The organism is Parachryseolinea silvisoli (genome assembly GCF_021190955.1).
In the GTDB taxonomy this organism is placed as follows: domain Bacteria; phylum Bacteroidota; class Bacteroidia; order Cytophagales; family Cyclobacteriaceae; genus Ohtaekwangia; species Ohtaekwangia silvisoli.
Window position 1 is genome coordinate 26,096 of record NZ_JAIOAO010000010.1, and the last position, 23,288, is coordinate 49,383.

At 49.9% G+C, this 23,288-nt stretch carries 13 protein-coding genes; 2 read left to right on the forward strand and 11 right to left on the reverse strand.

What is annotated here, in order from left to right; all coding sequences use genetic code 11:
* Positions 1 to 10 precede the first annotated feature (10 nt).
* From K7P01_RS31620 to K7P01_RS31660, 9 genes are all read right to left on the reverse strand, one after another.
* Complete coding sequence (locus K7P01_RS31620; protein WP_267298605.1) at positions 11 to 2,821, reverse strand: M16 family metallopeptidase; 2,811 nt, start codon at positions 2,819 to 2,821, stop codon at positions 11 to 13.
* A gap of 97 nt (positions 2,822 to 2,918) precedes the next feature.
* Positions 2,919 to 4,316, reverse strand: coding sequence for a RagB/SusD family nutrient uptake outer membrane protein (locus K7P01_RS31625; RefSeq protein ID WP_267298606.1), 1,398 nt, complete (start codon positions 4,314 to 4,316; stop codon positions 2,919 to 2,921).
* 11 nt (positions 4,317 to 4,327) lie between these two features.
* Entirely contained in the window at positions 4,328 to 7,621 is a 3,294-nt protein-coding gene (locus K7P01_RS31630; RefSeq protein WP_267298607.1) for a TonB-dependent receptor, read from the reverse strand.
* Positions 7,622 to 7,875: 254 nt separating this feature from the next.
* A complete protein-coding gene (locus K7P01_RS31635) occupies positions 7,876 to 8,913 on the reverse strand; it encodes a FecR family protein (RefSeq protein WP_267298608.1) in 1,038 nt (345 codons plus the stop codon).
* 146 nt (positions 8,914 to 9,059) lie between these two features.
* Positions 9,060 to 9,644 carry an RNA polymerase sigma factor gene (locus K7P01_RS31640; RefSeq protein ID WP_267298609.1) on the reverse strand — a complete coding sequence of 195 codons (585 nt, stop codon included), beginning with the start codon at positions 9,642 to 9,644 and terminating at the stop codon, positions 9,060 to 9,062.
* A 242-nt stretch (positions 9,645 to 9,886) separates the two neighbouring features.
* Complete coding sequence (locus tag K7P01_RS31645) at positions 9,887 to 10,282, reverse strand: response regulator (protein WP_267298610.1); 396 nt, start codon at positions 10,280 to 10,282, stop codon at positions 9,887 to 9,889.
* Positions 10,279 to 12,108 (reverse strand): PAS domain-containing sensor histidine kinase, encoded by a 1,830-nt coding sequence (locus tag K7P01_RS31650; RefSeq protein WP_267298611.1) that lies wholly within the window; start codon positions 12,106 to 12,108, stop codon positions 10,279 to 10,281. The genes K7P01_RS31645 and K7P01_RS31650 overlap by 4 nt, the downstream gene beginning before the upstream one ends.
* A 371-nt stretch (positions 12,109 to 12,479) precedes the next feature.
* Positions 12,480 to 14,054, reverse strand: a complete 1,575-nt coding sequence (locus K7P01_RS31655; protein ID WP_267298612.1) for a choice-of-anchor I family protein — start codon at positions 14,052 to 14,054, stop codon at positions 12,480 to 12,482.
* Positions 14,055 to 14,332: 278 nt separating this feature from the next.
* Complete coding sequence (locus tag K7P01_RS31660; protein ID WP_317987643.1) at positions 14,333 to 16,765, reverse strand: ABC transporter permease; 2,433 nt, start codon at positions 16,763 to 16,765, stop codon at positions 14,333 to 14,335.
* 346 nt (positions 16,766 to 17,111) lie between these two features.
* Between K7P01_RS31660 and K7P01_RS31665 the strand changes: the two genes are divergently transcribed.
* Positions 17,112 to 19,427: a discoidin domain-containing protein gene (locus K7P01_RS31665; protein ID WP_267298613.1), complete on the forward strand. Its 2,316-nt coding sequence runs from the start codon at positions 17,112 to 17,114 to the stop codon at positions 19,425 to 19,427.
* A 70-nt stretch (positions 19,428 to 19,497) separates the two neighbouring features.
* On the opposite strand, the gene K7P01_RS31670 is transcribed toward K7P01_RS31665, so the two are convergent.
* Positions 19,498 to 20,493, reverse strand: a complete 996-nt coding sequence (locus K7P01_RS31670; protein ID WP_267298614.1) for an SDR family NAD(P)-dependent oxidoreductase — start codon at positions 20,491 to 20,493, stop codon at positions 19,498 to 19,500.
* A gap of 133 nt (positions 20,494 to 20,626) precedes the next feature.
* On the opposite strand from K7P01_RS31670, the gene K7P01_RS31675 reads away from it, so the two are divergent.
* On the forward strand, positions 20,627 to 20,983 hold the full coding sequence (locus tag K7P01_RS31675; RefSeq protein ID WP_267298615.1) for a winged helix-turn-helix transcriptional regulator: 357 nt from the start codon (positions 20,627 to 20,629) through the stop codon (positions 20,981 to 20,983).
* Positions 20,984 to 20,997: 14 nt separating this feature from the next.
* Here the strand turns inward: K7P01_RS31675 and K7P01_RS31680 are convergent, their stop codons facing one another.
* A complete protein-coding gene (locus tag K7P01_RS31680) occupies positions 20,998 to 23,205 on the reverse strand; it encodes a GH92 family glycosyl hydrolase (protein ID WP_397311160.1) in 2,208 nt (735 codons plus the stop codon).
* Positions 23,206 to 23,288: the final 83 nt, after the last annotated feature.

Genomic DNA, 23,288 nt, shown 5'->3' on the forward strand with positions numbered 1-23,288 from the left:
TTTGGGTGTGTCAATTCGTGCCTTCCGGCAGCAATACAAATTCAATCATGTTATCCGGGTTGAGGTACCGGGCGGCGGTTTTGCGAATGCTCCCGGCAGTCACGTTGGACAGGGCATCTTCGTAGGTCAGCACTTTATGCGTGCTCTCTCCTTCCTGGTATACATTGGTGAGGAAATTGTACCAGAACTCGTTGCTGTATTGCATGGTCTGCCAGGTGCGCTTCCGGGCCGCCTGGTATTTCTGCACATCGTCGGCATTAGCGTCCATTTGCTGGAGTTTCAGTATCTCGTGGCGGGTGGCATTGATCAGTTTGTTGACATTTGCCGGCGCGCATCCGAACGCTACGCTAACGGTATATGCCTGTGTCGGATATTTAGAATAGTTAATATCCACGGCAGGGCTATACACTCCCCCTTCGGTCTCGCGCAGGCGTTCGGTCAATCTCAGCAAAAGGATTTCTTTCAGCCCGTCCAGCTGGAGATTACTCTCCTGGCTGTAAGTATGGTCGCCGCTGAAGACCAACCGCACCGACGCCTTGTCTTCCTGCCCGGCGTAGATTTTCTTGCTGATCTTGCCACCCGGAACACGAATGCCCAGATCCACGGCAGCCTCCGTCCGCTGTGAGGCAGGCAGGCTTCCCAGGTAACGCACCAGGAGTTGCTGCACGGAGTCATTCTGAACGGAGCCTACGGCTACGAAGGTGAAGTCTGAAGCGTCCGCAAAACGTTCCTTATAAACTGCAAATACGTCGTCGAGCTTGATGGCGTGGAGTTTTTCCAACGAGAACGGCGTACGGCGGTAGTGGTGGTTGCCCAGCACAGACGCGATAGTATCGTTCAATATGGACTCCGGCAAATGTGTTTGGTTCGCCAGCGCAGACTCCTGCCGTTTCATAAACGACTGGAACAACACGCTGTCCCTGCGGGGCGCGGTTATATATTGATATATCAGTTGGAGCGTCGTCTCCAGGTCTCCCTTCGTGGTAGTGGCCTGAATTCCCTCCTGACGCTCGTCGATGAAGGGCATGACGCGGGCATTTTTTCCGCTGAGAAACTTCGGCAACTGCGACGCACTCAAGGGGCCTGCACCACTCGCGCCTACCAGCATGGCCGCGACGGAGGCGGAAGGAAAGGTGGTGTCGTTGTACAGCGACGTACCCCCGGGGCTGAAACCCTGGATCAGAATCTCGTCGTTGCGAAAGGTAGTAGGCTTCAGTATCAACCGTACACCGTTGCTGAGCTTCAGCTCGGTGATGCCGACGGCTTCGTCCCGGGTAGTGCTGAGGACGGTGCCACCGTCGGGCGGCGCGGTCATCAACGTCAACACATCGCTTTCGTCTTTCGTTGATTCCAATGAGGCGTCGGCAACCTGCGTGATCCAGCGGTTCACGGTTTCTTCGGCGGGCAGCGTCGCCTTCTCTTTTTCAGGGGCGGTAATGACGATGTCACGATCGGTACCGGCGAGGTATCGCCGAACAATAGCGTTTAGGTCTGCCGTTGTGATGCCGGGAAGCTGTTGCTGCGCAAACGTGCGTTGATAGGCTATGCCGGGACTGGCGGTGCCTTCCAGAAAATGTTTTACATAACCATCGACAAAGGCGTCAGATGGTATTTTGTCACGCTCGCGGTATGCGTCCTCCACGGCAGCGTTATACCGGGCTTTCGCCCGTGTCAGTTCGCCCGTGGTAAACCCGAACCGCTGGATGCGCACCAGCTCGGTATACATCGCCTTGAAACCCAACTCCAGCTGCCCCGGACGGGCTGCTACCGCAGCCGTGAGGGTGTTGACATTTTGAAACAATGGCGCGATGTTGCTTGTGGCCTGTAAGAATGGCGGATTCTCCTGCTTGGTCAGCTCCCCCAGACGCTCGGCCACGATGCTGTTAAACAGCGATAGTGCGATACGCTCGCGAAGGTCCGACATTGTGCGCATGGCTGTTCCCGGATGTTTGTAGTACAGCTGCAGCAGGGTGTACGGTTGCTCTTTATCTGTCACAGTCAGAAACTGTTTTTTGCCGGTCAACGGGATATTGTATTTGGGATGCTTTTTCGCGCGCTTGGGGTTCTTGAGGTCACCAAATAGTTTTTGTATGCGTTGCTCGGTGGCGACAACATCTATGTCGCCCACCACGATAAGCGCCTGCAGACCGGGACGATACCAGTCGTTGTAAAATGACACGATCTGCTCACGCGTAAAGTTATTCACCACACTTTCGACGCCGATGGGCTGCCGGCTGGCATAGCGGGCGTGATTGAGCAACACCGGCAGGGTTTGTTCGCGGATGCGTTCTTTTACACCTTTACCCAGCCGCATCTCTTCGATTACCACGCCCCGCTCCTGGTCGAGGTCCTCCTGGTCTAGCAGCGCATCGTGCGCCCAGTCGCGCAGAATCTGAAAACCGTTGTCCAGTATTTGTGGATCATCGGTTGGCAACGGAAGTTTATACACCGTTTCGGTGAAACTGGTATAGGCATTCAGATCAGCACCGAACCGCACGCCGTTTTTCTGAAGGTAATCAATCAGTGCGTGCTTGGGAAAATGTTTTGTGCCGTTAAACGCCATGTGCTCCAGAAAGTGCGCAAGGCCGCGTTGGTTCTCCGCTTCCAGCACAGATCCTGCTTTTACCACCAAGTATAACTGCACCCGTTTTTCAGGTTCGACGTTGCGCTGGATGTAATACGTAAAGCCGTTGGCAAGCGTGCCTGTTTTGACGGCGGGATGAAGCGGGATGGTTTGGGGTTCCGTCTGGGCCGCGGCACCGAATGCCAATATCAGTAAAAGCAGCGGCAGGCATACCGCATCGGGAAATTTGTAATTCATGTAAAGGTTGATTTGAAAAGAAAAGCAGAGACAGTCGCGAACGAGTCCCCACACCGGCTACGTCGGCGCGGGGACTGTATAAGACTATCCGTTGCGATTAGTACCCGGGATTGTTCGGTAACAACGCTGGGTTAGCGTCAACAGCCGCTTGCGGAATAGGCAGTAACGCGGCCGTTGATTCCCAGTCGGGTTTGATGGGATTCAGCGCGTCGTCGATCTTGCCTGTGCGCTTGAGGTCGAACCAGCGATGGCCCAGCTCCAGGAACAACTCCTTGCGACGCTCCTCTGCAATTTCGTCCAGCAATGCCGTTGCATCTGTGGTGCTGCTCTCCGTTAGCCCCGCGCGTGTGCGGATGGCGTTGAGGTCGGCCAGGGCGCTGGCGATGTTCGTTCCGATGCGAGCACGTGCCTCCGCCCGAATGAGGTACTGTTCAGCCAACCGAAGAATGGTGGGGTATTCGCCGGCTGCGACTACAGTGGTCGACGTCAGGTTTTTATACTTATATGGAATGTTATAGGTAACCCCCTCTTTGATCACCTGCGTTATCCATGCGTTGCGACGTGCGTCGTCCGGACCGAATGCATCGATAAGGTCGTTAGAGAGGCCGAACGTTGCAGTGGTCGCGAAGGACGAGGGAATCAACACACTAGCTTCGTAGGTGTACAGATTGGTGCTGACTCCCCAACCCATAAACTGCATAATGGCTTCCTTGTTGTCGCGGCTGAATACGTCGGTGGCAAGGTTGCCCTGCGGCACGAGCGTATACAGGGCGGTCTGGTCAATGACACTGGACGCGGCGGCCTCTGCGAGATCATCCGCCCCGGTATATAGGTATACACGGGCCAGCATTGCATCAGCGGCAGCCTTGTTCGGTACAACGCGACTGCCTGTGGAGACAGCGTAATCCGCCGCCAGGTCTGCCCGCGCTTCTGTCAGGTCGCGAATGATCTGTTCATAGATTACGTCCGGGTTGGAGCGTGGCAAGATAGACGTTACGTTCACATCGGTTTCGAGTACCAGCGGAATGCGGCCAAATAAATTGACCAGGTGGAAGTAACAATAGGCCCGAAGAAATTTCGCCTCCGCCGTGATGCGCGTTGCCAGTGCCGGCGTAACGCTTCCCTGTGCCACTCCCTCAATCAGACTATTCGCCTTATAGATGGCGGCGTAATAATCTGAAAACATACCCGACACGTTTCCGTTGGACGGCAAATACGTGTTGGTGGCGAATTCGATGTACGTCGCCACCGTCTGATAGTACTCCAACTCATCCGCCGCCAGGGCCAGGTTGACCGTTAAGTTCTGCAATTGTGTCTGTGATTGCGAAAAGGTGCCGTACAATCCCGACAACGCCGACTTGGCGGTAGCGTCGGACTTGAATACATCCTCGGCCACCACCTGGTCCAACGGTGCCTCAATCTCGATCATATCCTCACACCCCACCAGCGCGGTGAAGCCTATCACGAAGTACAGTATGAATATTTTTTTGAACATAAATGCAATGGTTAGAGAGTGAACTGGAGTCCGGCCGTGATGGTCCGCAGGGGCGGTGTGGCGACACCCTGTGATTCGGGATCAAACCCTTCGTAGGGTGTGATGGTCCACAGGTTCTGGCCCTGCACATATACACGGGCATTCCGTATCCGGGCGCGCGACAGCCAGGCCGACGGCAGGGTATACGAGATGCTGGCGTTTTTCAGGCGGATGAACGAAGCGTCTACCAACGCCTGGTCGGAAGCTGCGTACCGGCCGTAGATCACTGCTGCCGGACGTGCCGTTGTTACCAAGATGTCCTCATCGCCGAGTGCCAGGTAATCGCGGGTGATATCCACGGAGCCGTTGTAGGCCAGGTACGACGGCTGGTACGACGAGCTCAGTAGGCTAAGCCCGTTTTGTTTCACGAACTGGAAAGTAAAGTCCAACGACAGTCCCTTCCACGAAAGCGTGTTGGTTACGCCGCCGAAGAATTTCGGAGCCCGGGGGCCCATAAAGTAGTAGTCGCGGGCGTCATACGTTCCGTTGCCATCGCGATCTTCTACCGTCGGCATGCCCGTATCGGCGCTGATACCGGTGTAACGGTACAGCCGGAAATTATTGATGGACTCACCTTCCTTGTATGTACTTGCGTATGGCGAGGTCGCCAGACCTGGGTACGACACCAGCTTGTTGTGGTTACGGGAGTAGTTTACGGAGGTAGACCAGGTAAAATCTCCCTGCTTCACGATCGTGCTGGTGACGCCGATCTCCAACCCCGCGTTCTGCACGGTGGCCGGCAGGTTGGACTGATAGGATGTAAAACCAGACTGTGCACTGATGGGATACGTCCGCAGCTGATTTTCGGTACGGTTGCGGTACAGGGCCGTGGTCAGAATTACCCGGTCGTTCAACAAGCCAATTTCCAGCGCGCCTTCGAGCTTACGGGTTTCCTCCCATTTAAACTCGTCGTTGGCGATGCGGTTCGGGGAAAGACCAGCCACACCGTTGTAGATGTATGAACCGGATTGATAGGTTTCAAGGTATTCGTAGTTGCTGATGTTGTCGCTGCCGACTATACCATAGCTGCCCCGCAGCTTGCCAAAAGTGAGCCAGGACAAACCAAGGTTTTTCAGGAAGCCCTCCTCAGAGAAAATCCAGGCGGCACCCACTGAGCCAAAATTTCCGAACTTATTCTTGGGCCCGAAGCGTGAAGAACCGTCGCGCCGGAAGCTGATGTTCGCCAGATACTTGTTGCGAATGTTGTAACCTACGCGCGCAAACACCGACGCATACTTGTACTGCTGTGAAGTGCTGTTAATACTTTTTGTCTGGGCAGCAGACAGATTCGTGATGAACTCGTCTGAAATAAAGTTGCTTGCCAGCACATAGAACGGTTGCTTGGAGTTCTGAAACTGCCAGGTACCTCCCACGAGCACATCGAGTTTTCCTTCCCAAATCTCTCTGGTATAGGTAAGCTGCGGCTCGACAATGTAATTGTGCGTGATGTTATATGAAAACGCCGATCGCGCCTGATTGGATGTCACCGCAGGATCCTGGGCCGCCATCGGCGTGAGTGCCATCTGGTCCATGTCCGTACGGCTGAAGCCGAGGGTGGTTTTTAAGTCGAGACCCGGCAACACGGTGTAGCGGATGTTCATGTTGCTGATCAGGTTCGTTGTTTTGTTTTCGTTGACACGCTTGAAGTTCGCCAATGGGTTGGCTGTTCCCAGCACAGCGCCAGTCCAATACAGGCTGCCGTCATCATTGTACAGCGGGAAGTTAGGTGCCAGCGTATAGGCAATCGATGTGAGGTCAAGCACACTGATATCGTTTTTGTCGCCGCTATAGATAACTGACAAGCCAACCTGCAACTTCTCATTGTCGGTGGTGTGAGCCGCGCTGAAGTTCACGGAACCGCGGTGATAGCCCTGATCCTGGGTAAAGACGTTGTTTTCTTTGTGGAATGTACCGCTGATGAAGAAGGTCGTGCGACGATCGCCGCCTGACAGGCTCGCCGTTACATCGTGTGTCTTCGCGGCGTTACCGAGGAGGAGCTTCTGAAAATCGGTATATGCATTCTGGTCCCACACGGTGAGCTCAGGCGCATTGGCTGCTGTTGGTACGGTGCCGGCGTTTGCCAGACCCAACGCGCGCAGGCGCAGGTATTCGGGTGTGCCCAGGGTTTCAACGAAGTGTGGCACCCGCGAAGTACCGGTGCTGGCATTAACCGTAAACTGAGTCTTGCCGGCACGGCCCTTTTTTGTGGTGATCAGCACGACACCGTTCGCCGCCCGCGAGCCATAAATGGCCGTGGCATCGGCGTCTTTCAATACATCGATACTTTCAATATCGGACGGGTTGATGCTGTTAAGCGGGTTGGTCTGCCCTTCGGCTGACGGTAACACATACCCCGAGGGATTGGTTGGCGTGAGCGTCTGGCTCTGCTGATTGATGGGCGTCGACATATAGGGGACGCCATCTACTATGTAGAGGGGTTGATTCCTGCCGGCCAGCGAGTTTTCCCCTCGTATCTGTACGCTAAAGCCGGCACCCGGTAAACCGTTAGCCTGGGTGACCGATACCCCCGCCAATCGCCCCTGCAACGCCTGTAGCACGTTGGTGACAGGCTGACTGGCAATCTCCGACGAACCGATCTGGGCTACCGAACCGGTGGCCAAACGGCGCGTGGTGGTACCGTAGCCGATGACTACGACCTCGTCCAACGACTTCACGTTCAGCTCTAATGCTATATCGATCTGCGTCTTTCCGGCGGTCGCCGCTTCTATGGTCACAAAGCCAATAAATGAAAAGACTAACACGTCATTTTCTTCCACTTCCAAGGTATATTTTCCATCGCCATTCGTTACGGTACCGCGCGTGGTCCCTTTGATCATGACACTTACCCCCGGCAATGGCTGATTCGTTTCTTTGTCCAGCACCGTACCGGAAACGATTTGCGCCACCGGACCTTGCTCATCGCTTATTGACTCCTCACGCTCTAGCGGTTTCTTAAACACGATCACGCTTTCGTTTACCTTGCGGTAAGCAAGCGGTGTATTCTCCAGAATCAAGTCCAGGAATTCCTTCACCGACCGAGTAGACTTTTGCAGACTGATTCCGGTGTATGCGTTTACCTGCTGAGGCTGGTACGCAAACAATAGCCCGGTCTGCTTCTCGATCTTTTTAAACACATCTTTCAGCCGCTCGTCTTTGAGCTCAAGTGTAACCTGAATGTCTTCCAGACCCTGGCCCCTGCTGGCATTTGCCAGCAGTAACTGGAGACTAAGCACCGTCAGAAAAAGATAGAAGAGACTTACCCGCATGAGGAATTTTAATCTGGGATATTGCTGAAGAAAGCACGCACGCCCCCCTGCTGAACATGGTTGTTCAGTAAAGTTTAAATTCATAAATTGAATTGTTTTTAATGGTTACCCGATAATTATTAAAAGCACCCAACCATCCGGGTCGTAACCGGGTGGTTTTTTTGTGCATATACCTCAGCAGGGTTAACCGTCTTCCTGTGTTGTTGTAATGTGGTTCATAGGTTATGTATTAGGTAGTTTCTTCGGTGGTGTATTTATTCGCAGCCAGCCCCGTGAATGGTGAGTAGTCTTCCTTCCTGTCTATAGGTGCCTTGCAAAACTCCCGTGATCACTGTCATTACCTGATCCAGGTCTTCACCGTTCAGAAACGTGGCACTGACGTGGCAATCTTTCAGTTTTTCATTGCTCAGGGTTATTGCCACGGCATAGTGTTCCTCGATCACCTCAATGGCCTCCGCCAGGCTTACGTCATCAAAAATGAGGTAGTCGCTTTTCCATTCAGTGGCTTTGGAAACGTTTATATTGATTTGCGAAAATGCGTGCGTGGTACGGTTCACAGCCACCTGTTGGTCGGGCGTAAGCGTGGCGTATGCCTGTTGTTCATCGCCTACCTGCACCTTACCCCGAGCCACGGTGACTTTAATATCTTTCTGATTGGGCCACGCCGACACGTTAAAAGCCGTACCGAGTACTGTGGTAATAATCTTGCCCGTATGCACCCGGAACGGGCGCGACGGATCGTGTTGAATATCGAAGTAGCCTTCGCCGATAAGCTCTACTTCACGCATCGCGGTGCCGAATGCATTCGTATATCGAAGCTCACTGCCTTCGTTCAGTAATACCGTACTGCCATCGGGCAGGTGTATAAACTGTTTGCCGGTATGAATAGTCGGTCCTTCCTCCTGCTTCGCCGCCATCGGCGTGGACGGCTGTTCTTCCTTCCGGATCAATAAGCCAATACCCAAAACCGCCAGAACGGTTACTACAGCCGCCGCCGCGGAAAGCCAACGCCAACGTTTGCCTGGGGGTGACAGCGGCACGACAGCGGCCTCTTCACGCCCCGTCGCGATAATCGCTTCGCGGATCGCCTGCGCACGTGTTGTCGCCATGTCTTCACCCGTCTCTTCCTGGAGCATCGCCATGATCTGTTCCCCGATAATATCATCATACGCCCCGCTGTGCAGCATGTCCATAAGCTCCTGCAGCTCTGCGGGAGTAGCGTGGTCGCCGAGATAACGCGCCAGCAGTGTATCAAATCGCTGGCCGGAAGGAGGTAGTGCAGAACGTGACATTATATAATACTTTATTAAGCGACGTTGTTAAAATTTTAATCCGGGAAAAATCCATTCCCTGGATTATTATACCTAAGACGAATGGGAAGCAAGAAGGGAGTAGCGGTGTCTGAAAAATATTCTCAGACCCTAAAACTGAAGATTTTTTAAAAGAGGAATGGCAATGCTACCACCATGCCCAAATGTGGCCGCAGGTGGTTGCGAATCGATTGCAGGGCCTTGGCCATGTGGGTTTTTACCGTGAGCCGCGAAATATTGAGTTGCGCGGCAATAGCCTCGTGGCTAAGGCCCTCGACTTTGGCCAGCCGAAACACCTGCTGTTGCTGAGGGGGCAGTAATGAAACCGCCTCCTGTAATAACTCCGTATATTGCGATTCCAGCAGCGGCTCATCGGAGGCGCTCCCGATCATATCCATGCCTACTGCCATGCGCCTGGCCTCTCCGGCCTCGTAGGCCTGCTTGCGTAGCATATCAAGTGTGAGGTTGCGAGCCATGGTGAATAAATACGCATCAAGCTTCTCAATCTCGCAGGCAGTCGCGCGACGCATCCAAAGCTTCATAAACACCTCTTGTACAATTTCTTCGGCGAGCTCGGGAGACTTCAGAAACTGCCGGGCGGTTTTGTAAATACGCGGACGATAACGATCAAAAATCTGCACAAAGGCGAACTCGCTCCCACCCTCCAGCAGGGTCAGAATATTCCGTTCATTGTATATCGCAGTCGCGCGCATTTCCAAGTCTCTTTACAGGTTTAAGGATGATTTCCACGCTAACGAGAAAAAAGTATAACAAAAACATAACCCGTAACAAACTAATAATTTATATAGAAAGGTAAGAAAGCCGTTATGTAAAACAAAACCAAAGTCAACATTACGCGCGCCAGCACGGAATTCCTGCAATCGTAGTTTCTCTATATTCTCTTTGATTTCCCGGGCATTTGCGGTTTGATTCCTGGCAGGTCGCTAAATTAAGCCTAAAAATATTTATTGATAATTTCTTCAAGCATCTCTTTTGTCAACGGTTTTGTTCTAAACTCAGGAACAATATTCATGGCTTTCATTCGATCATCCGGGTTTTCTGAGGTCGTAAGCATCACAATGATGACACGGCTTTGTAAATCTTTATCCAACTTTTCATATTCCTCAAGAAACTCCCATCCATTCATGCCGGGCATGTTAATATCCAAAAAGATCAGGTCTGGATGCTCCTGGGGATGATCTTTTTTTAATTTTAAATATTCCAGTGCACCCATACCCGAGTTTTCTGCAATGACTACTTCCGCTGCATCTGCTTTTTTTATCACCCGTTGATGGAAGAAATTATCATCCGGATTATCATCTATCAGCATTATACATCTTAATTTTTTCATATCGTTAGTGGAGGGATAGTGAAATTAAATGTGGCTCCTTTACCCAACGTAGATTCAACCCAAATCTCTCCCTGGTGCAATTCGACAATCCTTTTGCAATTGGCAAGTCCAATACCACTCCCTTCGTATTCCGCGGTGGCGTGTAATCGTTGAAAGATGTCAAATATCCGTTCAAAATGAGCGGGTGTAATACCAATTCCATTATCTCTCACTGAGAATTGCCATTTTCCATTTACGTTTTTTGAGTAGATGTGCACTTCAGGTGTACTATTCTTTTCTTGAAACTTGATGGCATTTGAAATGAGATTTTGGAAGAGTTGACCAATCTCTACCTCATACAAATTAAGGCTTGGCATTTCAGCTACGTGGATGATAGAATTGGTCCTTTTGATTAGCGTCTGAAGGTCAGACACAACATTATCAATTAATTCATTGCAATCTACATGGGCTAGTTTACTATTGCGACCTAAGCGCGAAAAATCCAAAAGGGCCTTCACCAGCGTACTCATCCTTTTTGTAGCGTTATTCACAGAATGGATATACTTTCGTGCATCATCATCTAAATGTGCGAGGTAATCCTCCTCGAAGATTTGCATATAATTAGAAACCGTGCGGAGCGGCTCCTGAAGGTCATGTGAAGCCACATAGGCAAATTGTTCGAGTTCCTTATTTTTAGTTTCTAATTCCACCTGTTTTTTAAGAATCATCTCCTGTATTTTTCGCTCCGTGATGTCAATGATCGAGGCTAGAACCAGTTGGCCTTCCGCGGTTTCAATGGGATTTAAACCAATTTCAACCTGAACCTCTGTACCATCTTTTCTTTTGGCGAACAGATCCCTGCCTTTACCCATAGAACGAGTCTGCGGTTTTTTAAAAAAATCATTTCTGTGTGTTGAATGTTGATTGGAAAATCGTTCCGGAAGAAGAATCTCAAGTTTTTTTCCGATCAATTCACTTCGTTCATATCCAAAAAGGATTTCAGTTTGTTTATTAATTAAATTGATAACGCCTTCATGATTAACCAATATCATTGCATTAGGGGCTGACTCAACTACCAGCCTAAATCTTTCTTCTGCCTTTTTCCGATCGGTGATATCAATTATTGAAACCAAAACCAACTGGCCCTCTACCGCGTCAATAGGATTTAACCCTATTTCCACTTGTATTTCGCTTCCATCCTTTTTCCTGGCGAATAAATTCCGCCCTGCTCCCATAGAACGTGTTTGTGGCGTTCGAAAAAAGGAGGTTCTATGTTCCGGGTGGTGTTTGCTAAATCTCTCGGGAAGAAGGATCTCAATCTTTTTTCCTACCAGCTCAATCCGTTCATAACCAAAAAGGGTTTCAGTTTGCCTGTTGATTAAAGTGATTATACCTTCATGATTGACAAGCACCATGGCGTTTGGGGCCGACTCTACCACGAGCCTGAAGCGTTCCTCTGCTTTCTTTCTTTCGGTAATATCTATAATCGATGCTAACACCATCGTTCCATCCACCGTCACTATAGGGTTTAAGCCAATCTCTATCGGAAATTCAGTGTTATCTTTTCTCAATGCAAAGAGCTCTCTCCCAACCCCCATGGAGCGTACCTTGGGTGAAGTAAAAAACGTATTACGAAATCCGGGATGATTTTCACTGTAACGCGTCGGTATCAGCATTTCCACCAATTGACCGACGAGTTCAACTTTGGTGTATCCAAATAATTTTTCTGTCTGATTATTTACGTACGCAATTTTACCTTCTTTGTTTACCAGGACTATTGCGTTAGGAGAAGATTCGACAATAAGCTGAAAGGTAAGTTCTGTATGTTTAATTTGTTTTTGTTCCATGGAATTTTGTTAACGCCTCATGCCTGCACTATGTTTATAGCTTATGCACCTTTTAGAACAAAAGCCCAATTTGGGGCCTTTGATAAGGTCACAAAAGTGGGCTCTAACTAAGATAGTTTTTTTTATCAGAACTTAAAAAGAAATCTTGGTTTGCCCGAATAGACGGTTGCTTCGTATTGATGTACTTTCGGAACATGCCCATTGAAAAGGTGTGAGGGTTACACCTGCAATTAAAATCATTCAACATACGTCTGGAAGGAGAAATAGTATGGCTCTCGCGGGAACAAATGTCAACCTTGTTTGGCAAGGCCAGAAGTAAAAAAAGAAAGGCTCCTGTTTTCACAGGAGCCTTTCTTGGCAGATGCCTGGTTTTATAGTTCTTCCGGTTGGAACACATTCACTTTACCATCGCCCTCGCAACTTGAAACGAGGAGGCTGTGTGCGGTCGGGCTGTCTTCCGCTGAGATAAACAATACACCTTCCGGCGCATCGCCGGTGTGTAAAGCTTGTAGTAACAGCGGCGCAGCCGGGTTGGTGACATCCACCACCACCAATACGTCGGCGCGCTCCAGGCCAACAAAGGCCAGTGTCTTATCACCGATTTTACCGACGGTTACATTTTCTGGCTCTACACCTTTGTCGTCGCTGCGGGCATCATCGTACTGAGCGGGTAATTTTTCCAGGACAAATTTCTCCAGTTGGCTGCCGCTATCGAATACCAATTCTCCGGTAGTGCCGTTCCAGATAGAGAAGGAGCGTGTACCAAACGTATAGAGTTTTTCGTATAAGCCGTCGCCGTTGATGTCGCCCATCGTGTTAGTGATTTTTAATCGCCCGATAACTTCGTCGTCTTGCAGGCTTTCGTCCGTGAAAACAGACGGATCAAGATCGACGTTTTTAATGCGGCTTTCTTCATTATAAAGATCACCTTCTTCATATCCGTCCAGCACGTCGTCGCTCGTCGGACGGATACGGCTATCACCCTCGTTGGCGGTGATCAAATAGGTTGTAGTGCCGATCGTAAAAGAAGCAATGCCGTCGGGCAGATAAGCTCCCAGCACCGGGCGTGTGGTAAATGTTACGGCACCATCTTCATCGCTGGCGTCGAGCTCATTCCCAGCCTTGCTGTGATCCTTGAAGCCCAGCGGAAAGATTTTCTCAATCGTTTTGCCGGTAATGTTAATACGCGCTATGGCGTTGTTCTCCTGAAGTGTCACCCAGGCGGTCTTTGAATCGGCCGAAATGGTGATATACTCGGGCTCCGTGTCCTTCGCCAGTGTATTGGATTCACGGCTCTGACCCGGCAGGCGGAAGCCTTTCTCGCGAAGCGCGTCGGCCTGACCTTCAAAGCCGCTAAAGTCCAGGGTCGTTGCTGCGTAGCTGTTCTTGACATCAATAATAGAGATAGAACCGACAGGATCGATCTCGTATGCTTCGTCCGGCTCGCCTTCGTTGGCCGAAAGAATATAATTGCCGTCGGCGCTGAAAGCAACCATGTCAGGCAGGGCACCGACCGTCGGGCTGGCCTTCACCGTCATGTCGGCTGTGCTCCACACCACGACTTTGCCGGGGCTGGTTTTCGGGGCTGCTTCGATAGCAGCGGCCAGTAAACCATTTTTTACCGCCACGCTATTCACGCCGGCGCCAAAAGCGGTAATGTCCAACGGAGTTCCTTGCTTTTTCGGCGCCGAAGGATCGGTCATATCGATGATGTCGATGGCGGAGCTCACTGCATTGACGACAAACAGTTTTTTCGTAGCAGGGTCATACGCGGATATTTCAGCCGCGGTCTCGCCGCCCACCAGCGTAATCTCGCTAATGGATTTAAAGGCAGACGGGTTTTCCGCGGGAGTCTCGGGTTCCTCCGTGCTCGGGCTATCGTCATCGCTACAGGCCGCCATAAATAATGTCGCTGCCAGCAGCGCGTACGTAAACATTTTTTGCATAAGACTACTTGAATTAGGTAATGGGATTAAGAATATTTGATGGGCATGCCCACGCTGAATTTGGCAGGCAAGTTCCTATCGAACACGTATTTGGACAGCTATCCCCCGATTAAATTATTATTAAGTGATTGTTATGCCTAACGTGCTTGCTGTCCGCTTCCTATGGTCAGCGACAGCTATAAATCATCTTTCAAGTTCTCCACAACCTTGCCGTACAAGCCGTCGAGCTAGTCCTCATTAGCTGCCGATGGGGTTGTCTTGTAATAAGAAGCTTAATTTTATTCTGACCGAAGAATCCTGGCAGGATTACTGTTCGCACCGCGGAAGATCTGCAGGCTTACCGTTCCGAGTGCAAGAACGGAAAGGATCACAACGGGAACAACAAACATATCCCAGTTCAACCCCACGCGAAAGGCAAAATTATCAAGCCATGAATCCACGCCGTACCACGTAAGCGGCAGCCCAATGGCGCTGGCGATCAGCACAAGCTTAAAGAACTGCCAGGATAAAAGTGACATAATACTTCCCACAGATGCGCCCAGTACTTTTCGGATGCCGATCTCTTTTAATTTTTGTGTTGTTGTGAAGGAAGCCAGTCCCCACAATCCCAGACAAGCAATCATAATGGCAAGCATGGCAGCAAGGCTGAATATGCTCGCAAATTGCTGATCATCCTTGTATTGATTGTTAAAGAAATCATCCAGGAAATAATAGTCAAAAGGATTTCCGGGAAATGCTTCTTTATACTGTTTCTCAATTTTTTTAATGGTCTCGCTCATATTCGCTCCGCTGAGATGAACAGAGAAATTGCGTTGCGATATCGTATCAGCTTTAAATAGCCAGGGCGTATGGTCTACCTTTAGCGAGTTCCAATGATAATTTTTTAATACGCCAAGAATAGCCACCGTATCGTCGCCTAAAATCATGCGCTCCTGGAGAGCCTGCTCTGCATTGCCCAACCCAAACGCTGTTAACGCCGCCTCGTTTACCAACACAGATCTCATATCAGATGATATTGCCGGATCAAAGACCTTGCCGGTTAAAACCTGGATGCCGTAGGTTTCTATAAAGTCGGGATCGATCCAGACAATACTTCCTCCTTTATCTTCCTCCCGTGCCGCTCCGTCTTTCCGCATGCTGGTTCCCCAATTATATCCTCCTCCCGGTATTGCCGCCGATGTTGCTACGTGATCTACTCCGGGGATTTTCTTCAATTCGTTCTTCAGGGTGACAAGCCGCTCTCTACGGTTAGAACCTTCTATTATTCTTGGCCCGTTAACAATAAGCATCTGATCCATGGTTAAGCCCTTATCCTGATCACGCATAAACATAATTTGGCGAAAGACGGCAAATGTTCCTGCAATGAGTATGAGAGAAGAAGCAAATTGAAATACAACCAATGCCTTACGGAGAGAAAACCCACCCGTGGTTTTAGATTTCCCCTTCATCACATCGATTGTACTAAACGAGGATAATACAAAAGCCGGGTAAGCGCCCGACATCAACGATCCGACGGCGAATAAGACGATAAGTATAATCCAAAAGCGGATGTCTGTAAAGTCAAACGAAAGATCCTTATTTACAATTTCACCCCAAACGGGCAACAACAACATGGCCAGGCCTACGGCAATGAGTACTCCCAAAAAGTTAATCAGTACAGATTCAAAAATAAACTGCAGCATCAACTGACGTCTGCGCGCCCCGATTGCCTTTTTGATACCTACTTCACGCGCACGTTCCAATGCCCGCGCCGTGGAAAGATTAATGTAGTTAATCCAGGCAATAGCCAAAATAAAAATAGAGATTATGAGGAAGAAATAAATGGTGTTCATACCGACTGTGGCGCTGGATTCATTCTCAAGCCCGGGCTTCAAATGGATATCCAGGATGGGCTGGAACTGCAGTACATTTTTACTGTTCGATTCCGCCAGGCCCTTCCCTACATACTTATCAATAAACGCCGGCATTTTTTCCTCGATTCTTTTTACATCCGTCTGCGGATGTAATTCAACGTATGTAACGAAGTTATTCCAACCCCAGCCGTCATCCTGCTTATACTGACCATTTTGAAGCAGATTATGGGTCGGCAAAAGAGCATCAAAATTAAAATGTGAGTTTTGCGGGACGTCATCAATTACCGCCGTTACCTCGTAGTCGCCATCAGCCCAACCACCCGATACCTTTATGACCTTTCCGAGCGGATCTTCGTTCCTGTTGAAATATTTATTGGCAGTCGCTTTAGTGATCACTATCGATTTAGGATTATCCAGGGCCGTTCGTAAATCACCCTGAAGGGCCCGGTAAGTAAACACATCCAGAAATGTAGAATCCACAAACTGGATATTATCTTCATGAAATGTTGACGGATCTCCGGCGTCACGCATATAGCTCAACACGGCACCTCCATACATCGGGTGGGTGCGCACATACGCTTTTACTTCCGGGATATCTCCCAGCAGTGCCGGCCCCTGGGCATATCCTGAAAGCGGCCGCGTGCCCCGAAATTCACCATTTTGATAGGAAGAGGTTGTGGTGCGATAGATCTGTGTCGCGTTTTTATGAAAGCTATCATAGCTTAATTCGAAGTCGACATATTTTAATATAACAAGGCACACCGCAACGCCAATAGCCAAACCAAAGATGTTAATGAACGAGTATACTTTCCTTTTCAGAAGATTACGGAAGGCTATGATCATGAAGTTTTTAAACATGTAGGCTACGTTTTGAGGATGGCTTATCGAATAGGCAAGGGGCCTTTTGCCAGGGGATACCGAAAAAGTGGCAAATGGTTACACATTTTAATGCCCAATATCCAGCATTTTCACCCTGACTGCTAATATAACGATCCACTTCGTAGGAATTGTCCTTCCAGGCTAGTTCTCAGACCGCACCTCCCGTGCCGATCAATCCAAATTTCCTCCGGTAAACAAAAGACCAATAACTCCCAGGCCGGTTATTGAGCGGCTGGCAGCAATTATTGAGTGGTAACGAAGAACGTTGGTTCATTAACTTACTTTATGCCAACGTCCCCAATCGTAAACACTGAATTCAAGAATTATGAAACTAAAAATTTTACAGTCCGCAGTATTGACACTCGCCCTGTGGCTATCCATTGCCGGTGCGGCTCTGGCCCAGACCAAGGTGGTTGGGTATGTGCCCAACTGGATCGACATTAACAGCTATGCCAATACCTTAGATTATTCGAAGGTTACGCACCTCAACATCGCATTCGAGAATGCCAACGCCAGCGGTAACCTGTCGTTCAATTCCGCCGAGAACAACCTCATTACCCGGGCTCATGCTAACAACGTGAAGGTGCTGGTTTCCATCGGTGGCGGCAGTGCTTCTGAAGATGCCAACCAGCGTAACATTTATTTTAATCTGATCAGCGCATCACAGCGTGCGGTCTTTATTCAAAAGCTTACGGCCTATGTAACGGCTCATAACCTGGATGGCCTTGACATCGACCTGGAAGGGCCTGCTATCAACGGCGATTATGGTGATTTCATTCGCGACCTTGCCAACGCGTTGCACCCTATGGGTAAGATCATTACCGCTGCGCTATCGGAAGGATACGGGGGCACGAACGTCCCCACGGCTACGCTTCAGTATTTCGATTTCATCAACATCATGGCGTATGATGCCACCGGCCCGTGGAATCCTAACGCGCCAGGCCAACATTCATCGTATGCCTATGCGCAAAACGCTATTACATACTGGCAGGGACGTGGCCTGCCGGTAGCCAAGACTGTATTGGGCGTGCCCTTCTACGGATGGGGCTTTGGCGCTGCCTTTCGCGACGGCGATTATTCGTATTCTGAAATCGTCAATACTTACGCAGGCGCTGAAAACCAGGATCAGGTGGGTAACACCATTTACTACAACGGCATACCTACTATTAAATCCAAGACTACGCTGGCCCTGCAACGCGGCGCCGGTGTTATGATCTGGCACCTGGCTGCCGATGCCACCGGTGCGAAGTCGCTGCTGCTGGCCATCGACCAGGTTATCAAGGGCAGCGGCACAGATACGCAGGCTCCCACCGCACCTGCCAGTCTGCGCAGCACGACCACCAGCGCTACCAGTGTAGCCCTGGCGTGGAGCGCCTCGACAGACAATGTAGCTGTGACCAGCTACGAAGTGTTCCGGGGTGGTGTATCGGTGGGCACTACCACGTCTACAGCCTTTACCGCAACCGGCCTTGCCGCCAACACGAGCTATAGCTTTACCGTAAAGGCAAAAGATGCCGCCGGAAACGTGTCTGCGGCCAGCGCAGTCCTCACAGTAACGACCGGCACAACGGCTACAAACATTGCCCTGAATAAAACGGTGACGGTTTCATCAGTGGAAATAGCGGGACTCGAAGGTCCGAAAGCTGTGGATGGCAATGCTACCACCCGGTGGTCCAGCACACAGGCTGTCGATCCGCAATGGATCTCGGTGGATCTTGGCGCGAGCTACTCGGTGACAGGTGTTAAAGTAACCTGGGAAGCCGCCTACGCCACGGCGTACCAGATTCAAATCTCGCCCGATGGGTCAACCTGGAACGATCTTAAAAGCATTACCGGCAACACAGCCCTGGTGAACGACCACGCCGGCCTCAGTGGAACCGGCCGATACCTGCGCATACACGGCACTGCCCGCGGCACCGTATATGGCTATTCCATTTACGAGTTGGAGGTATATGGCACGCCTGCCCCGACATCGGCAAATCTGGCCCTGGGCAAAACGGCCACGGCTTCCTCCATCGAAGGCGCGGGTCTTGAGGCTTCCAAAGCCGTCGACGGCAACGCCACAACCACACGTTGGGCCAGCATCGAGGCAGTAGACCCGCAATGGTTGTCTGTCGATCTGGGGGCCAACTATGCCATCAGTTCCGTCAGAGTTACCTGGGAAGCAGCATACGCCAGCACATACGCGATAGAGATTTCTGCCGACGGCTCGGCCTGGAACACGCTAAAAAACATTTCGGGCAACACCGCACTGGTAAACAATCATTCAGGCTTGAGCGGCACCGGCCGGTATATACGCATTTACGGCACAGCCCGTGGCACCGCATGGGGATACTCGATCTTTGAGTTGGAAGTATACGGCACGGCAGCTGCCCAAGGCGCATCGATCGCTCCCCTTACCGAAACCAGTATTAGCGTTTACCCCACCCTGGCGGAAGATCACGTAACGATACAACTGCCGGAAGGCGGGCACCCGCTGGCCGTCGTTACCGTGGTAAACGCTTACGGCAGGTCGTTCATCTCGCAGACGGTCACTGAAAAAGAAACTACGTTACCGCTCTCGTCGTTACCACAAGGGCAATACATCATCCAGGTAATCTCCGGGCAGTCCAAAACTGTCAAGCGGATCTGGAAGAAATAGATATGATAATAGCCGGTAAGTATTTCTTCCTACCGGCTATTATTACCACCCGGGTGATGTGAGACAAAAACTAATCTACGTTAAAAGTAACACCTGTTAATTCTTCGGTCAGCTTCCACAATTGTTTGGCGCTGGCTTCGTCTAACGAATAAGGCTTTACGCCATTCGGTACGGATGAATCGACTGCTAATGGAGCAATATCAACATCTTCGAGATATACACCGCCTATTTTGTTTAGTGATGGACTCGTTGCAGCCCAAACGGTTGTAGCCGCACCCTGCGGTATAGTTTTTAGCGATGCAATCACTTCCGGCAAAAACTCTCCTTTTTCATTGACAAAGCCAAATTGCCGTAATATTTCTATTGGCGCTTCCCGGGTTAATTCTGTCCCGAAGATATTGCCGGGATGGATTGAATATACTCTTACTCCGAATGATCTGGCGCGTTCGTCCAATTCCAATGAAAACAGGTTCACAGCAGTCTTTGAATGTCCATACCCCTGCAACGTGTCATATGCACGATGTTCAAAATTAGGGTCGTCAAAATTGAACGGCGCAAACTGGTGTCCGAGAGACGATAGGTTGACGACTCTTGCGCCATGTGCTTTTTTTAGCGCACTCCACAGTCTGGCCGTAAGCTGAAACACGGACAGGTAATTGGTCGCAAGCTGCGATTCTATGCCTCTTGCATCACGCCGTAACGGCACAAACATGATTCCTGCGTTATTGATAAGTAGATGCAGCGGTCTGCCCGACGCCAAAAACTTACGGGCAAAGGTGTCTATGGAAGCCGGATCGGTCAGGTTCATTTCTTCTATTTCAACACGGGCAATTCCTTGCAGATTTTTCTTTGCTTTTTCAATATCTCTTGCGGGTACGATAACGGTTGCCCCTGCGTTGGAAAGGGTTTTTACCGTTTCTAACCCTATGCCTGTGTTACCGCCGGTAACGATAGCTGTCTTGCCTGTAAGATCAATCCCATTGATTACATCACTCGCCGTAGACGTGGCGTTAAACCCAGAACCAATTGGTTTCTGTAACGCTCCCTCATAGTTGTTCTGTTTCATTTTTGATATTATTTCATTAGAGTCCATAAATACCGCCCCGGAAGCGGAAATTATGCGAAGCTAGATCAGGAACATATCCGTTAGTAACTTTGTTACAAAAAGTAACAGTAACCTTCAGGTAACAAAGTAACATATGGAGTGCAAACCGGAATTTCAGGAAGACCGAAAAAAGGAAATGAGGGCTGTTCACGACGCTATGGACGTGCTGAACGGAAAATGGAAGATCTATATCATCTCCTCGATCTGCCATTACAACAAAAGAAGGTTCTCCGACATTTTGGAAGATGTGGTCGGTATCTCAAACAAAATGTTGAGCAAGGAACTAAAAGAACTGGAGGTTAATAAATTAATTAAGCGAACAGTTTTAGACACACAGCCTATAACAGTTCAGTATGAGCTAACGGAACACGGCAAAACACTAAAGACCATCATTACCAATCTGACAGATTGGGGAATGAAACACCGAAAGGAAATTATCGGAAAAGATTAAATGCCCGTTTACTGCTATTTTGTATCTACCCTGATATGCCCGCCGTTTCTGAACACATCGTGCGGCACAAAGTATCCCTTAATGCTCTTTCCGTTCAGAACGATTTCACTCATACGCCGGCCATTGCCTTTGTGCTCGACGATCACCGTTTTACCGTTTGGCTGTCTCCATTCTACCTTATCGAACATCGGTACCGTTACAATGTATGCGGGATCAGTCGCAGAAAATGGATACAGGCCAAGCGCGCAGAACACATACCATGCAGACATCTCCCCCGCGTCGTCCATTCCGCATAGTGCAAGACCTTCGTCGCCGATGCCGTAGAGGCTGTTCATGATTTGATCGATGATCTTCTGCGATTTCTCGGGTTTACCAATGAAATGGTATGCAAAGGGAGCTTCGTGATCGGGTTGGTTGCCGTGACAGTATTGCCCTATCATCGATTCCACGTTCCTGGCGATGTGTTTTGGGTTCCACGGCAATGTGAAAAGAGAGTCGAGCTTCGACTCGAAGGCGGCATTTCCCCCATAAAGTGAGATGAGACCAGGCATGTCGTGCGGCACGTAAAATGAGACCTGCCAAGCGTTTGCCTCGCGGTACATATACTCGTAGTATGGATATTGGGGATTAAAATTTTTGATCCACTCCCCGCTCTCCAGCCGTCCCCGCATGAAACGCGTTGAGGGGTCAAATACGTTTCTGTAATTTTTTGACCGCTGCATGAACACCTTGTAATTTTCGGTGTCTCCAAGTGCTTCTGCCAGCTTTGCGACTGAGTAATCGTCATAGGCATATTCGAGGGTCTTCGATACACCCGCTTTGGCCTTCGTTTCAACGTGCGGGTTCGCGATGTCAGGGTCTGCTATGTAGCCCTTCTGAATATATTCTTTGATATAGGGCCGTGCACCGCCTTCCAGATTGGCATTTCGCAACAGCAATTGATACGTGCCCTTTACGTCAAAGTCTGTGATGCCGCGCAAGTATGCCCCTGCAATAGAGGATGCCCCGTGATCACCGTGAAAGAATGTCGGAATAAATCCCGTTTTGTCGCCTACATCCTTGAGTGACTTGATCACGTCAAGCGCCGTACGTGGCGCGACTATTTCCAGGAGAACATCCTTGTTTCTGTAGGTATCCCAGAGGGAAGGCTCTGTGTAGTAATTAAAATCCGCACGCACCACGTTGCGCTTAGCATCGGTGTATTCACCGTTGACGTCGCTTCGGAGCGCAGGCCAGAGAAGTGATCTGTAAAAGCAGGAATAGAACATCGTCTTTTGTTTTTCCGTGCCGCCCTTCACCTTGATAGTCGAAAGAATATTCTCCCAGGTTTGTTCTCCGTCTTTCCGTATTTGGTCAAACGACTTAACGCCGATTTCTTTTTCGAGATTCTTTTTTGCGTTCTCTGTGCTCACAAAAGATAGCGCAATCTTCATTTCAACGGGCGCGTTACTACCGTTTTTCAGATGCAGGATGGAGTAGCCGTCCTGACTCGACTTATTCTGCACATCCAGTTTTTCAACGTCTGTATTGAAAATGGCATAAAAGAAGATCTTCTCGCCCCGCGTTGCCTGATAGCCGCTAACGGCCCGGGTGCCGTCCTGTTCGATTGTCCATTCGACTACCTTGTTATTGGCACGTGCGAGATCGAAGATAATTTTCCGGTCTATATTGTTTTTGTATGTATAGCGGTGATAGCCGCACCGCAGCGTGGACGTAAGCCCGACGTTGACGTTGTAGTCATCGAGGTTGACTTCATAGTACGCAGGCGAAGCCTTTTCCCGCTGATGGCTAAAGTGCGATCCTGATTTGTAAGATGTGGCACGGTCTGCCGAGACCGGCAGCACGGGAATATTACATAAGTTCCAATGTCCCTTGTTCGTATGCGTGAACCCATAAATAACATTGTCTTCGTACTCATACCCTGCACCGGATCCATACTCTGTCATGGGGCTTAGCTGCACCATGGCATTGGGCAGCGAGGTTCCCGGAAACACCAATCCCGCCCACGACCGCCATCCTTCCGGCAGCTTGTAGCCCAGGATGGTTGAATCGGTAAGAGGTGCCGTCCCGATAAGAGGATTCACATAGGAAATGTATCGGTTATCGGCCTGGCTAAAACAGGCATAACCTGAGACAAAAAAGCAAACCGTCAGTGATAAAAATCGATTGAGCATACTCGGCAAGGTCTTGTAAATTCTTACGTACGAAAAAAATCGTAACATCGAATTTAGCATGAAGATGTCTTCCATGCAATCGAGAGCAGGAGGAATGGATGTATTTGCCTGTACAAGGTGCTAACGCATGG